Raw genomic sequence first — 13,371 nt, forward strand, 5'->3', positions numbered from 1 at the left:
TGGACGTGGCCTCTTTCATGCCACCTCCTTTGCGAGTGGGACGCGCGGTGCGGCGTGCCCGGATTCAGGCGCCGGCTTCGGTGAGCAGTTTCATCTCCTTCACTGAGTTCGCGAAAACCCAGGAAAGGTAAGCCAAACGGCGCAAAGCGTGACTGTCCTAAGAACATCTGCATCTCAGAGATCCGTTCTCTCCATGGACGTGGCCTCTTTCATGCCACCTCCTTTGCGAGTGGGACGCGCGGTGCGGCGTGCCCGGATTCAGGCGCCGGCTTCGGTGAGCAGTTTCATCTGGTCGTCCGAGAGCGTCAGGTTGCCGGCGGCGATGATCGCGTCGAGCTGGCCGATGCTGGTGGCGCTGGCGATCGGCGCGGTGATGCCCGGCCGCTGGATAAGCCAGGCGAGCGCGATGGAAGCAGGCTCGGCATTCGTCTCGACGGCCACCTCATCGAGAGCGGCAAGGATGCGGTATCCCTTGTCGTTCAGATAGGTAAGCGCGCGGCCGCCGCGGGCCTTGCCCTCTGCATCCGTCCTGTCGCGGTATTTGCCGGTCAGGAAGCCGGAGGCGAGACCGAAATAGTTGATGACGCCGATCTCTTCCCTAAGGCAGAGTTCGGCAAGCGGTCCTTCGAATGAGTTCCGCGTATAGAGATTATATTCTGGCTGGAGCACGTCGTAGCGGGGCAGGCCGGCCTTGCTTGCAGCGTCGAAGGAGTCCTGCATCATCCCGGCATCGTAATTCGAGCAGCCGATCGCGCGGATCTTGCCCTGTTCCTTGAGTTTTGCGAAGGCGCTGAGCGTTTCCTCGTGAGAGGTGGTCTCATCGGGCCAATGGGCGAGATAGAGGTCGATATAGTCCGTCTGCAGACGACGCAGCGAATTGTCGGCTTCTTCGAGGATCCATTTGGCCGAGAGGTCCCGCTTTCCCTGACCCATATCGGATCCGACCTTGGTGACGATGATCGCTTCGTCTCGCGAGCGGCCGCTTTTCTTTAGCCATGCACCGATGATCGCCTCGGACTCTCCACCCTGATGGCCGGGGACCCAGCGGCTGTAGGCGTCGGCGGTGTCGATCGTATTGAAGCCTGCATCGAAAAAACGATCGAGCATGGCGAAGGAGGTTTTTTCGTCCGCGGTCCAGCCGAATACGTTGCCGCCGAAAACGACGGGCGAAATGGAAAGACCGGTCCGGCCGAGTGCGCGCAGCTCCATGACATTCTCCAAAATTTCTAAATAAGCGGGGGTAGGTAGGGGAAAGGAACCTGAGATTAACGGATGTACCGCCGCCGACCAGCCTCTATTTCGATCGCCAGATCATTTTTTCAAGCGCGAGTAACCCTCGCGTCCATTGCGCCGGCCGGAGGGGCCTCATATGGTGCGGCCCCGCAATGTGTTGATGGAGGGCCTTATGCTGCGTTTTGGAATCCTGTCGACAGCGAGGATCGGCCGCGAGCTGGTGGTGCCGGCCATTCAGGATGCTGAAAACTGCGTGGTGACCGCGGTTGCCAGCCGCGATATCGCCAAGGCCCGCGCCATGGCGGACCGTTTCGGCGCGCCCCATGCCTTCGGCTCCTACGAGGAGATGCTGGCCTCGGACGTCATCGACGCCGTCTATATCCCGCTGCCGACGAGCCAGCATGTGGAATGGTCGCTGAAAGCGGCGGAAACCGGCAAGCATGTACTGTGCGAAAAGCCGATCTCTCTGAAAGCCGCCGAAATCGAGAAGCTGATTGCTGCGCGGGATCGCCACAAGGTGCTGATCGCGGAAGCCTTTATGGTGACCTATGCGCCGGTCTGGCTGAAGGTGCGCGAGCTTCTGAAGGATAAGGCGATCGGCGAGCTGAAACACGTGCAGGGCGCCTTTACCTATTTCAACCGCGACCCTTCCAACATGCGCAATATCCCGGAGCTTGGTGGCGGCGCTCTGCCGGACATCGGGGTTTATCCGACCATCACGACGCGCTTCGTAACGGGTGCCGAGCCGGAGCGCGTGCAGGCCGTCACGAGACGGGATCCGGAATTCGGCACCGACATCTATTCGAGCGTCAAGGCGGATTTCGGTTCGTTCGAGATGACCTTTTACGTGGCGACCCAGATGGCCGGCCGCCAGGTCATGGTCTTCCACGGAACCGAAGGCTACATCGAGGTGAAATCACCCTTCAATGCCGATCGCTGGGGTGCGGAAGAGGTCGAGCTTACAAACCAGAAGCACGATATTTCCCAGATCTTCCGTTTCCAGGACAGCCGCCAGTATCGCAGGCAGGCGGAAGCATTCGCGCATGCCGCCAAGGGCGAACCGGCCGAGGTGGTGACGCTCGAGAACTCGCTGCTGAACCAGCGGTTCATCGACGCCATCTATCGCGCAAGCGACCATGATGGTTGGGAAAAAGTCTAGGGCTGTCGGTTCTTACTGGCGGAAGACGAAGCGCGAATAACCGAAGAAGCTGTAGAGCATGGCCGCAAGCGACGCGAAAACGATCGCCACAACGGGCTGCAGGAATGGCGCGCGGTAGAGAAGCAGGGAATAGACGGCGTAGTTGAGGAGCGCCGACGTGACGCCGACCGCCCAGTAACGAAAACCTTCGGCGGCCAGTGAATGGCGGGAGCGGCCGAACGTGCGGTTGCGGTTGATGAACCACGTCCAGGCCATGGCGGCCATGATTGCCGGAACGCGGGCCGCAAAAGGGCTGAGCCCGATGACGGTGATGAGGAGGTGAGTGAGGGCGGCATCGACCAGAAATCCGCTGCCGCCGGCAACCACGAACCAGAAGAGCCGTTTCATGCAGCACTCTTGTCGGTTCTGCCGCGTTTGTCGGAAAGGGTTTTCGGCTGCGGCTGCGAAGACGTCTCGCGTCGGGGCAGGTTCATGTAATGGATGCGGAGCTGTTCGGCGCGGGCGCGCGAGACGGAATCGAGGATCAGCGCTGCAGTAAATATCAGCAAGGACATCAGCATCAGCACCAGGGAGAAGACCCAGGTGGGCATGCGCTCGACGAGGCCGGTCTGGAAATAGGCAACTAATACAGGCGCCATGAAGATCATGCTTGCTGCCATGAAGGCGCTGCTGATGATGCCGAAGAAGGCGAAAGGCCGCGTTTCCTTCATCAGCATTGCGAACATCCAGAGGATCTTGAAACCGTCCCTGAACGTCGAAAGCTTGGAATGGGAGCCTTCCGGCCGCCGACCGTAGTCGAGTTCGATCTCGCAGACCGGCAATTTGAGCCGGGAGGCATGGACTGACATCTCGGTCTCTATTTCGAAGCCGCCGGAAACGGCGGGAAAGCTTTTGACGAACCGCCGCGAGAAGGCGCGGTAGCCGGAAAAGATGTCGGTGAAATCGGATCCGAAGATCGTCCGGTAGAGGAGATTGAACAGCCTGTTGCCGACTGCATGGCCTTGGCGCCCGGCATCGGCATGGACGCCGCGACGGGTGCCGACCACCATGTCTGCGCGCTCCGTCCGCAGCGTGCGGACCAGCTCTTCGGCGTCCTGCGGTGCATAGGTGCCGTCGCCGTCGGCCATCACGTAGATGTCGGCCTCGATATCGGCGAACATCCGCCGCACCACATGACCCTTGCCCTGCCGCCGTTCGCGCATCACCTCCGCGCCGGCAAGCATGGCCTGAAGCGCCGTACCGTCGATGGAATTGTTGTCGTAGACGTAGATGCGCGCACCCGGAAGCGCCTCCCGGAACCCGCGGACCACGGAAGCGATCGTCGTTGCTTCATTGTAGCAAGGCAGCAGGATGGCAATATCCGGATGGCCTGTCAGCGCGTCGGTCATGATTTTCACTCGATACACGGAAAATCCAACGCAGGAACTGACTGCGCCGTCGGCTTTACTATTTCTTGGGAAGGTTAAGGCTACGTTTCCGCCACCTCGCGAGATGAAAACTTCCCGGATGAATATGGCGGAAAGCACGATGGACAGGCCCGGTGGAATTGTGGCGGATCGGCTGGCCGCGCCGTTGTTCTCCAGGTTGTGGCCCTCGGTCGCAGTCTATTGGCTCGTGACTGCCGCGATGAGCCTCCTCATTTTTCTTCCCAGAAGTACCGACTATATCGGTCGCGACAACGACGATGTCATGCGACTCGTCGAGGTGCGCGATCTTCTGGCCGGGCAGAACTGGTTCGACCTGATGCAATACCGCCTGGGGCTTGCGGAAGGCACGCTGATGCACTGGTCGCGTCTGGTCGATCTGCCGATCGCCGGGCTGATCAAGCTGTTCTCGCTGTTTCTGGAGCCGTTGCAGGCCGAAGCTGTGGCGGCGACGCTCTGGCCGTTCCTGCTGATGCCTTTCCTGCTCTTCCCGCTCGGCCTTGCCTGCCGGCGACTCGGTGGCGCGTCCGCCATGCATGTCGGGCTCGGGCTTGGCGCGATTTTCATTTTCACCTGCGTGCGCTTCTCCCCCGGCGCGCTGGATCATCACAACGTCCAGCTTGTCCTCGCCATGTGGATCGCCGCCATGCTGGTTGATCCGCAGAAGAGGGCTTCGAGCTACGGAGTTGCGGCATTCGCCTGCGCCCTCGCGATGGCGGTCGGTGCCGAAACAGTGCCGCTCGTGGCCATTGCTTGCGTCATCGTCGCCCTGCAGTGGCTGTGGCATGGCGAGGCATTCGCCCGTCCCGCCCGAGCCTTCGGCCTTTCCCTGACCCTGTCGATTTCGGCCTTTTTCTTCCTGACGGTGCCGCCGCGTTTCTATAGCGTGGTTACCTGCGACAATCTCTCCTTCGGCTTTTATACGCTTTCGGCGCTGGGGGGTACGGCACTTTTCCTCATGGCGAGCCTGCCGAGAACGCCCCCGCGAGCCGGCCGCTTGATGTTGGTCGCGATAACCGGCGGCCTTATCCTTCTGGCGGCTGTCCTCGTCGCGCCGGCCTGTCTTGGAGATCCGCTCGGATCGCTGGACCCCATGCTGGTCGAGTTGTGGCTGAAGGCCGTGACCGAAGCGCGTCCATTTCTGACTGAGATGGCTGCCGAACCGGGTGTTGCGGGCGGCTTCTACGCTGTCGGCTTTTTTGCGATCGTCATATGTCTGTGCCGCAGCCTCAGAGGTGAGGCGGTGGAAATCCATATCATCCTCGCTGCGCTGGTCGGTGTCTCGTGGGGCGTGGCGTTGGTGCAGGTGCGGGGTGCGTTCTTTGCCAATATGCTGAGCATCCTGCCGTTGTCGCTGCTGATCGCCGACCTCAGACAGCGTGCTGCAGCCAGACCAAAGCATATCGGCCTTGCGCTCGGTTACATAGGCACCGTTTTGGCTTCCGTGCCGATCATCTGGGCTTTCGGCGGTGTGATTGTGATCAACGGCTGGAGAGACGGCTTCGACGTTTCCGCGCTTTCCCAGCCGGGAGAGCCCGATGCGTCCGGTGCCGAGACGGGCGAGTGCGGCAGCGCCGCAGACATGGCAAGCCTCAATAAACTCGACACCGGTGTGGTCGCAGCCCCGTCGAACAGCGGAGCGGATATTCTGCGTTGGACGCCGCACAGGGTCCTGTCTGCCCCCTACCATCGCAATCAGAAGGGCATGCTGACGGAACTGCACATCGGCCTCGCCCAGCCAGCGGAGGCCGAGGCCTTCCTCAGAGGGGCAGGTGTGACGATTGTCGCTTTCTGTGAGACCGATCCGCAGACCCGGAGCCTGATCCGCCTGAAGGCCGACGGCTTCTATGCGGGCCTCGCACGCGGCGCGGTTCCGGGTTATCTGCAGCCGGTGGGCGAAATCAGGAACGGAGGCTTTCAGTTCTATCGGGTGCTGCCGGCAGGCGGTTGAACTGAAAAATCGGTCAGGCTCAGGTAGCGCTCAGACGCCGGACGATGAGGAGACAAGCCAGGAAATTGATCAGGCCCGCATTGTAGCCGAGCATCGCGATGAGGAGATTGAGATAGGACGCCGGGCCGGGCGAGGTGATCGTCGCGAGCGCGAAAGTCACGACAATCAGGAACGCCACAAAGGCCATGGAGAAGGCGGACCGTAGCATGCCGGCACAAACGCCTATCGATGCAGCGGTCAGGAACAGCACCTCAAATCTCCGTTTTGCCCTGTATTGCCGGGAGGATATGAGGCACGTCCTAAGAAATGCTTACCCGCCTTCGTCAGAAATTCCCGGCATCGGGCGAAAATGGCTCGATCTGGGCCACAGCAGAATCCGATAACCTGGCCGCGACCGCGTCAGGTAGGACGTATGGCCTCAATGCGCGCGGGACCTCACCCTTCCAGACGAGGTTGATGTAGTAGCCCGACAGGGGAGATGTCAGCGCAACCACCTCACCTTCGAACGCAGCCGTCTCGCCAGTGGCTTCACTGAGGGTCCCGTCGCCCGGAATGGCATCCGCTCGGAGACCGACCGCGCTCAGTACGGAAACCGCCTGGGACCTATCCTGGAAGCGAAGCAACAGGCGTTCAGGCTGCATAAGGGGCCATCGTTATCAAAGCAGCCAGGCGATCTCGGTAAATGTCGCTCCATGCCATTGTCGCTCTCCTCTGCTCCCCGGAGGGGACAGGTCATTCTCCAGGGCAAGATGTGGCCGAGACAAAAAAAGAAAAGGCGCATGATAAGCAGGCAATCGCACCGGCCAACGAGAGCGGCGCGACTGAGGCGCCCAAGGGAATCGCCTTGAGATGAGCTATTTTGGATTTGATCGTCCACGGTTCTGTGGTTACGGCAGTGATGAATTTGCCGGCCATATCCTCTAGAAGGAAGAAATGAACAGCCTGATCCCCAACGATTCGCCGACGAACCTGACCGAGTTTTCGGTGTCGGAGCTTTCGGGCTCGATCAAGCGCACGGTCGAGACCGCGTTCGACCATGTGCGGGTGAGGGGCGAGATTTCCGGATACCGCGGCCAGCATTCGTCGGGGCATGCCTATTTCTCTCTCAAGGACGATCGGGCGCGCATCGACGCGGTGATCTGGAAGGGCACATTCCCCCGCATCAAGTTTCGCCCCGAGGAGGGTATGGAGGTGATTGCCACCGGCAAGGTCACCACATTCCCCGGTTCGTCGAAATACCAGATCGTCATCGAGAACCTCGAACCCGCAGGCGCGGGCGCGCTGATGGCGCTGCTGGACGAGCGCCGCCGCAGGCTTGCCGCCGAAGGATTGTTCGACCAAAGCTGCAAACGGTCCTTGCCGTTCCTTCCGCATGTCATCGGCGTCGTGACCTCCCCGACGGGGGCGGTGATCCGCGATATCCTGCACCGTATTTCCGATCGCTTCCCGGTGCATGTCATCGTCTGGCCGGTGAAGGTTCAGGGCGAGGGTTCCGGCGACGAGGTGGCGGCTGCCATCCGCGGCTTCAACGCGATCGAGCCGGGCGGCCCTGTAAGGCGGCCGGACGTGCTGATTGTCGCCCGCGGCGGCGGCAGCCTCGAGGATCTCTGGAGCTTCAATGACGAGGCGGTCGTGCGCGCAGCGGCCGATAGTCGGATTCCGCTGATTTCCGCTGTCGGCCATGAGACGGACTGGACGCTGATCGACCACGCTGCCGATGTCCGGGCGCCAACCCCGACCGGGGCTGCCGAAATGGCGGTGCCGGTGAAGGCTGATCTCGATGCCCAGATAGCGAACTTGACGGCGCGGCTGCGCGGCTGCGCCACCCGACAGATGGACCACCGGCGGCAATCCTTGCGGGCGCTGGTTCGGGCACTCCCTTCGCTCGACCAGTTGCTGGCTTTGCCACGCCGCCGGTTCGACGAGGCTGCCGCCGGCCTCGGTCGCGGGCTGGAGCGTACAACAGTCGTCAAACGGCGCAGTTTCGAGCGCGTTTCCTCCGGCCTGAGGCTCGACCTGCTCACCAACAGGCTGGCCCAGCAACGGCAATTGCTGGCAGACCGGCTCACGCGCAGCGAGCGCTGTCTGGAGCGTCAGCTGCTGAAGGAACATAATCGGCTTTCGAAGGCAGGCGCTTCGCTGTCCGCCTTGCCGCCGCGGCTGCTCGGTCAACTGGCGCGCGAACGCCAGCATCTGGTCTCGCTTGGCCGTCATGCCGATACGGCCATGTCGCATACGCTCCTACGCGGTCGCTCTGCGATTATGGCGCAGGATAGGGTGTTGCAGTCGCTTTCCTACAAGAACGTATTGAAACGCGGCTTTGCGGTCGTTCGCGGCGAGGACGACAAGCCGCTTACGCGCGCCGCCGGGATCGGCGAGGGGCTTGGTGTATCGCTGGAGTTCGCCGATGGCCGGATCGCCGCGATCACGGGCGGTGAGGGCGAGGCAACTGGTTCGACCCCGCCCCCCCAGGCGAAGAAACGGCCTGCCAAGACCGAACCCGCGGGCGACGCGCCGAAGCAGGGCAGTCTTTTCTGATGCATGTGCTCCTGGTTCTGGCCCATCCCTTGCCGGAGAGTTTCGCAGCCTCCGTTGCGCGGACGATACGGGAAACGCTGGAGGCGAATGGCCATACGGTCGACCTGCTTGATCTCTACGCCGAGAATTTCGATCCACGGCTGACCGAGAAAGAGAGGCGCGGTTATTTTGATGTGCCCTACGACACCTCCGATGTCGCCGATCTGGTTGCAAGGTTGCGTCAGGCCGAAGCGTTGATGCTGGTCTTCCCGCAATGGTGGTTCAACCTGCCGGCCGTGCTGAAAGGCTTCTTCGACCGCGTTTTCGCTCCCGGCGTGGCATTTCGCCATGACAAGGACGGCGGCAGGATCGTACCGCTTCTCACCAATATCCGCCACTTTTGGGCTTTCACGACGGCCGGTTCGCCGTGGTGGGTCGTCCGGTTCTACATGGGCGACCCGGTGCGGCGGCAGCTCAAGCGCGGCATCGCCATCTTCTGCAACAGGAAGGCCGATTTCCGCATGCTGGCCCTGCACGACATGGACCGTGCAACCGACGGCAAGCGCAGGCGGCACCTGGAACGCGTGAAGGCCGCGCTCCAGGATTTCCGGTAGATCTCAGCGAAGCCGCATCCCCGCCTTCTCGTCGAAATGCAGGGGCTTGTCGAATTTCTGCAGCGGCGCTTCCGGGACTGAGCCCACCGTCACGCCGTACTGCCAATCCGGCGGGCAGATCGCGATGTAGCGGGCATAACCGCCGACCCCGCCGCCGAATTTGGGATAACCGATCGCCACCAGCGCGCCCGTTTCCGGCACCTTGTCGAGATTGGCCACGCCTTCGGCCTGTGCGAAGCCATTGTGCATTAGCCAGTGCTCGCCTTCGAGTGTCGGCGTTGTATCCGTGTCCAGCGGCTCATGTCCGTGAAACAGGATCTTTCGTTCCAGATGCAGGAACTTCAGTGCGTCGAGGGAAACGCCGGGGAAGGGACGGGTGGTGGAGAGCGAGGGATCCGGCCATTTCTTGTACCAGCCGGATCGCACGAAGACGACGGAGCCTTCCGGAATGCGCCCGTGCTTTTCTTCGAAACCCGTGATGTCGGCGACCTGAAGGTGATAGCCCGCGTCAGCCTTCACCTTGTCTTCGATATTGATGACCACGAGCGGCCGCACCGCATAGGTCGCGGGGATTTCATCGATGGCGGCATATTCGGGCGCCCAGTGGGCCGGCGGATCGAGCTGGGTGCCGAGCTGATCGGTTGCGAGATTGTAGGTGGAGGCGTTGAAGCCATGTTTCTCGTAGGTGAAGGTGTCGCCCTTCTTGGCATAACCTTCGAGATCCGTGCCGGCTGCTGCCTGCCCGAAGCTCGATTTCCCGAAGCCCGCCCAGACAGGAATGTTCGGCGTGATGGTATGGGTGAGATCGACGTATTTGGCGCCTTTCAGCGTCTCGTTATAGACCTTCCACAGCCCGGGCTCCTCGGCAAATGCAGTGGTGATCGGGGCAATATAAAGAAGCGCCGCAGCAATCGGCGCAGCCAGACGAACAAATGAGCAAAACATCGCGACTTCCCTCTTTGGCTTTCGTCATCGTCAGCCGGAACCTGGAATATGCCGGCACTCTCAATCTCCTGCTGCAACGGAGGAAAAGTCAACTTCGGACCAGACACGTAAATGCAACAGAAACGTGTTACCTTCGACCGGATACAATGGGAGGGGCACATGAGATTGGCGGCATTCAACGTTGAAAACCTGTTCGACCGCGCCAAGGCGATGAACCTCGAAACCTGGGCCGAAGGTAGAAAGGTGCTGGAGCAGTTCGCCGAGCTGGACAAGCGCCTGGGGCAGGTAACATACAGCCCGGCGGACAAGGCGCGGATGGCGGAGCTGGTTGTCGAACTCGGCATGGAGAAGAGCGACACCGGCCCATTCGTCATTCTCAGGCGCAATAGAGGCAATCTCCTCAAGCGGCCGAGGACCGGTGGTGTTGTGATCACCGCAAACGGACGGTTCGATTGGGTGGGGTCACTCGAATTGCGTGATGAGCCAGTGGACGAAGAGGCCATGCGAAACACCGCCCGCGTGATGCACGACATTGAAGCGGATGTTCTGGGCGTTGTCGAGGCCGAAAGCCGACCGGTTCTTTGGGCCTTCAACAATCAGATTCTTCCCGCGATCGACGGCAAGCCTTATCGGCAGGCGATGGTGATCGACGGCAACGACGATCGCGGGATCGATGTCGGCATCATGACGCGCGAGAAATACGTCATAGACATGATGCGCAGCCATGTGGACGACCGCGGTGCGAATGGAGATCCGGTCTTTTCCCGCGATTGCCCGGAATATTACATCACGACCCCGAGGGGAACGAAGCTGGTGGTTCTGGTCAACCACTTCAAGAGCAAGGGTTTTGGCAGCGCTCAATCCTCCGACGCACGCCGCAAGGCGCAGGCGGCCCGGGTTGCGGAGATCTACGAACAATTGCTGTCCGCCGGCTTCGAACACATCGCCGTCATCGGCGATCTGAACGACACGCCGGACAGCGCGCCGCTGGCACCCTTGATGCAGACGTCGCTCAAGGACGCCTTCGTTCATCCGCAATTCGACGACGGCGGCTATCCGGGAACCTTCGGGCTCGGCAATGCCGACAACAAGATCGACTATCTTCTGCTTTCGCCCAAACTCTTTGAGACGGTGGAACGGGGCGGAGTCTTCCGCAAGGGCGTCTGGCCGGGATCAAGGCCGAAGCGCTGGGACACCTATCCGCAGGTGACAAGCCCGGAGCAAGCGGCGTCCGACCATGCCGCCATCTGGGTCGATCTGGATATCTAGGGTTTTCAGGCCCACTCACCCTTGCGCATGACCGCGACCCTGGAGCCGTCGGCTCGGATGCCGTCGATATCCACCTGGTTGGAGCCGATCATCCAGTCGATGTGGATGAGGCTGGAATTGCCGCCTTGGGCCTTGATCTGCTCCTGGCTGAGCGAGGCGCCGTCGAGGAAGCATTTCGAATAGCACTGGCCGAGCGCGATATGGCAGGAGGCGTTTTCGTCGAACAGGGTGTTGTAGAAAAGCACGCCGCTTTTAGAGATCGGCGACGAATGCGGCACCAGTGCCACCTCGCCGAGCCGCCGGGCGCCGTCGTCCGTGTCCAACACCTTGTTCAGCACCTCCTCGCCCTTTGAAGCCTTGGCCTCGACGATCCGGCCGGCCTCGAACTTCACCTGGATGTTGTCGATCAGCGTCCCCTGGTGTGACAGCGGCTTGGTGCTCGACACATGACCCTCGACCTTGAGCGCGTGCGGCGTGGTGAAGACCTCTTCGGTCGGAATGTTCGGATTGCAGGTGATGCCGTTCTTGGCGGTGGAAGCTCCGCCGTGCCACTCGTGGCCGTCGGCAAGGCCGACCGTCAGATCGGTGCCGGGACCGGTGAAGTGGAGGGCCGCGAATCGCTCGCCATTCAGCCAGGTCGAGCGCTTCTTGAGATTGGCGTTGTGTTCCGCCCACGCCGTGATCGGATCGGCGACATCGACGCGCGATGCCGCAAAGATCGCCTCGGCGAGTTTGCCGACGGCGACATCGTCGGGGACATCCGGAAATACCTGGCGAGCCCAGGAGGGATTGGGATAGGAAACGATGTTCCAGTTGATGTCGAAATTGGCGATCTTTTCGAGGGCCGGCTTGTAGGCCATCGAATTGGCCTTGTTGGCGCGGGCTACCTTGGCGGGGTCCTGAGCCGCGAGCAGCATCGGATTGTCTCCGGAAATCGCAAGCCGCGCCGCCCCATTCGCATAGGCCCTCGCCATGCCTTCGTAGAGCCAGTCGGAGGCCCTGTCGAAGCTGGCGTCCGGGGCATGCTCGTAGCGGGCAAGCGTCGTCTCTTCGTCGGAATAGAAGGTGGTGACGAGGCCCGCGCCGGCCTTGTAGGCATGTTTGGTGATCAGGCGCACGAGCGGCAGGGCCGGAAGTGGTGCCGTGATCACCAGATCCTGACCCTCTTCGAGCCTGAGCCCCACTTTGACGGCCACTTCCGCAAGCTTTTCGAGTTTCTGAGGATCGACGACGGTCTGAAAATTCGGCACGATTGTCATGGATGGCCCTCTGCTTTCTCTATCCGGTTCCTGAGACTTAAAGAGCTTTGGGGCGAAAATGAAGACGCGAGCCCGAGAAACCGGCTCAGGGCTTCATCTTGGAATCCGCTACCCTTGCCGCAGCGCGGCTTCGAGCGCTGCAATGTTATTTGCATGGACGTCCTCGTAAGGCGCGAAATAGATCACCGCGCCAGAGGCAATCTCCTCGGCGACGAAGGTACGGAGCGACGGCTCGACTGGTTTGCCGGCGGCGAAAGCGCCCGCCAGCCGCTGAAGATAGGCATGGTTGGCGTCGATCAGGCGCGGTCCATAGCCGCCGGAGGCGATACGATCCGCATCGCCATGCGCCGGCAGTACTTTTCCGATCGGCCAGTCCCGCATTCGCGCGAGTTCGGCGATATGGGTTCCGATCTCGGCCGCTTCCGAAATATAGGTGATCGTATCCTCGAGCGTATCGCCGGCAAACAGCAGCTTTTCATCCGGCAGCCAGAGCACGTTGCCATCGGCGCTGTGGATCGCGAAGTGATGCAGTTCCACATTGCGATGACCGACCGTGAATTCGAGCCGTCCTTCGAAAACCGTTGTCGGCATGACGAGTGGCCGGATCGGCGGATTGGCGTTTTCAATCTTGTCGCGGTTCTGCTCGAGTTTCTCCGCGGTCAGCCGAAGCGCGATGATCTCACAATCGGCGAATACCGCATTTCCGGCAATGTGGTCCTTGTGCCAGTGGCTCAGCACGACGCGGATCCTGGTGACGCCAAGGCCTTGCAGATGATGCCGGATCGCCTGGGCGTGCTCGATGGATATGTGCGTGTCATAGACCAGCGCCTCATCCCGGTCGACCACGACATAGGAGGCAACGCCGAGGGAATAGGCGCCGTCGTCCAACCAGTTGGCTGCCTGCGCATGGAGCCGCTTGCCCGCGACGCGGCCGTCGTAATAGGCGAAGATGCCTGGATAGGGTTCAAGGATGCGAAGCGTCTCGGTCGTTTCAAGCATT

At 61.3% G+C, this 13,371-nt stretch carries 13 protein-coding genes; 5 read left to right on the forward strand and 8 right to left on the reverse strand.

From position 1 onward, the window contains the following. Positions 1–258: 258 nt before the first annotated feature. The gene (locus EDE09_RS00005) at positions 259–1,209 is read right to left on the reverse strand and encodes an aldo/keto reductase (RefSeq protein WP_132408253.1); all 951 of its coding nucleotides are present in this window, start codon (positions 1,207–1,209) and stop codon (positions 259–261) included. Between the two features lie 196 nt (positions 1,210–1,405). On the opposite strand from EDE09_RS00005, the gene EDE09_RS00010 reads away from it, so the two are divergent. Further along, on the forward strand, positions 1,406–2,392 hold the full coding sequence (locus tag EDE09_RS00010) for a Gfo/Idh/MocA family oxidoreductase (protein WP_112802508.1): 987 nt from the start codon (positions 1,406–1,408) through the stop codon (positions 2,390–2,392). Positions 2,393–2,404: 12 nt separating this feature from the next. Here EDE09_RS00010 and EDE09_RS00015 read toward each other — a convergent pair whose 3' ends face one another. Both EDE09_RS00015 and EDE09_RS00020 read right to left on the reverse strand, forming a co-directional pair. Then, the gene (locus tag EDE09_RS00015) at positions 2,405–2,779 is read right to left on the reverse strand and encodes a GtrA family protein (RefSeq protein WP_105370376.1); all 375 of its coding nucleotides are present in this window, start codon (positions 2,777–2,779) and stop codon (positions 2,405–2,407) included. Further along, complete coding sequence (locus tag EDE09_RS00020; protein WP_112802367.1) at positions 2,776–3,780, reverse strand: glycosyltransferase; 1,005 nt, start codon at positions 3,778–3,780, stop codon at positions 2,776–2,778. Before EDE09_RS00020 ends, EDE09_RS00015 begins: the two co-directional genes overlap by 4 nt. A gap of 139 nt (positions 3,781–3,919) precedes the next feature. Here EDE09_RS00020 and EDE09_RS00025 point away from each other — a divergent pair, with 139 nt between their 5' ends. Continuing rightward, the gene (locus EDE09_RS00025) at positions 3,920–5,767 is read left to right on the forward strand and encodes a hypothetical protein (RefSeq protein WP_245505047.1); all 1,848 of its coding nucleotides are present in this window, start codon (positions 3,920–3,922) and stop codon (positions 5,765–5,767) included. A 19-nt stretch (positions 5,768–5,786) separates the two neighbouring features. Here the strand turns inward: EDE09_RS00025 and EDE09_RS00030 are convergent, their stop codons facing one another. Together EDE09_RS00030 and EDE09_RS00035 are read right to left on the reverse strand one after the other, a co-directional pair. Next, positions 5,787–6,017: a hypothetical protein gene (locus EDE09_RS00030; RefSeq protein WP_112802371.1), complete on the reverse strand. Its 231-nt coding sequence runs from the start codon at positions 6,015–6,017 to the stop codon at positions 5,787–5,789. A 73-nt stretch (positions 6,018–6,090) separates the two neighbouring features. Beyond that, positions 6,091–6,408, reverse strand: coding sequence for a hypothetical protein (locus EDE09_RS00035; RefSeq protein WP_112802373.1), 318 nt, complete (start codon positions 6,406–6,408; stop codon positions 6,091–6,093). Positions 6,409–6,700: 292 nt separating this feature from the next. On the opposite strand from EDE09_RS00035, the gene xseA reads away from it, so the two are divergent. Both xseA and EDE09_RS00045 read left to right on the forward strand, forming a co-directional pair. Continuing rightward, the gene (gene xseA / locus EDE09_RS00040; protein WP_112802375.1) at positions 6,701–8,305 is read left to right on the forward strand and encodes an exodeoxyribonuclease VII large subunit; all 1,605 of its coding nucleotides are present in this window, start codon (positions 6,701–6,703) and stop codon (positions 8,303–8,305) included. Then, positions 8,305–8,898: an NAD(P)H-dependent oxidoreductase gene (locus EDE09_RS00045; RefSeq protein ID WP_112802377.1), complete on the forward strand. Its 594-nt coding sequence runs from the start codon at positions 8,305–8,307 to the stop codon at positions 8,896–8,898. Before xseA ends, EDE09_RS00045 begins: the two co-directional genes overlap by 1 nt. Positions 8,899–8,901: 3 nt before the next feature. On the opposite strand, the gene EDE09_RS00050 is transcribed toward EDE09_RS00045, so the two are convergent. Beyond that, a complete protein-coding gene (locus EDE09_RS00050) occupies positions 8,902–9,843 on the reverse strand; it encodes a cyclase family protein (protein ID WP_112802379.1) in 942 nt (313 codons plus the stop codon). Positions 9,844–10,002: 159 nt separating this feature from the next. Between EDE09_RS00050 and EDE09_RS00055 the strand changes: the two genes are divergently transcribed. Then, entirely contained in the window at positions 10,003–11,112 is a 1,110-nt protein-coding gene (locus EDE09_RS00055) for an endonuclease/exonuclease/phosphatase family protein (protein ID WP_112802381.1), read from the forward strand. 5 nt (positions 11,113–11,117) lie between these two features. Here EDE09_RS00055 and EDE09_RS00060 read toward each other — a convergent pair whose 3' ends face one another. Both EDE09_RS00060 and EDE09_RS00065 read right to left on the reverse strand, forming a co-directional pair. Continuing rightward, positions 11,118–12,371 (reverse strand): aminopeptidase, encoded by a 1,254-nt coding sequence (locus tag EDE09_RS00060; protein WP_112802383.1) that lies wholly within the window; start codon positions 12,369–12,371, stop codon positions 11,118–11,120. Positions 12,372–12,479: 108 nt separating this feature from the next. Continuing rightward, a complete protein-coding gene (locus EDE09_RS00065) occupies positions 12,480–13,370 on the reverse strand; it encodes an MBL fold metallo-hydrolase (RefSeq protein ID WP_112802510.1) in 891 nt (296 codons plus the stop codon). Position 13,371 lies beyond the last annotated feature (1 nt).

The sequence above is a fragment of the Neorhizobium sp. S3-V5DH genome (genome assembly GCF_004343065.1).
GTDB lineage: Bacteria > Pseudomonadota > Alphaproteobacteria > Rhizobiales > Rhizobiaceae > Neorhizobium > Neorhizobium huautlense.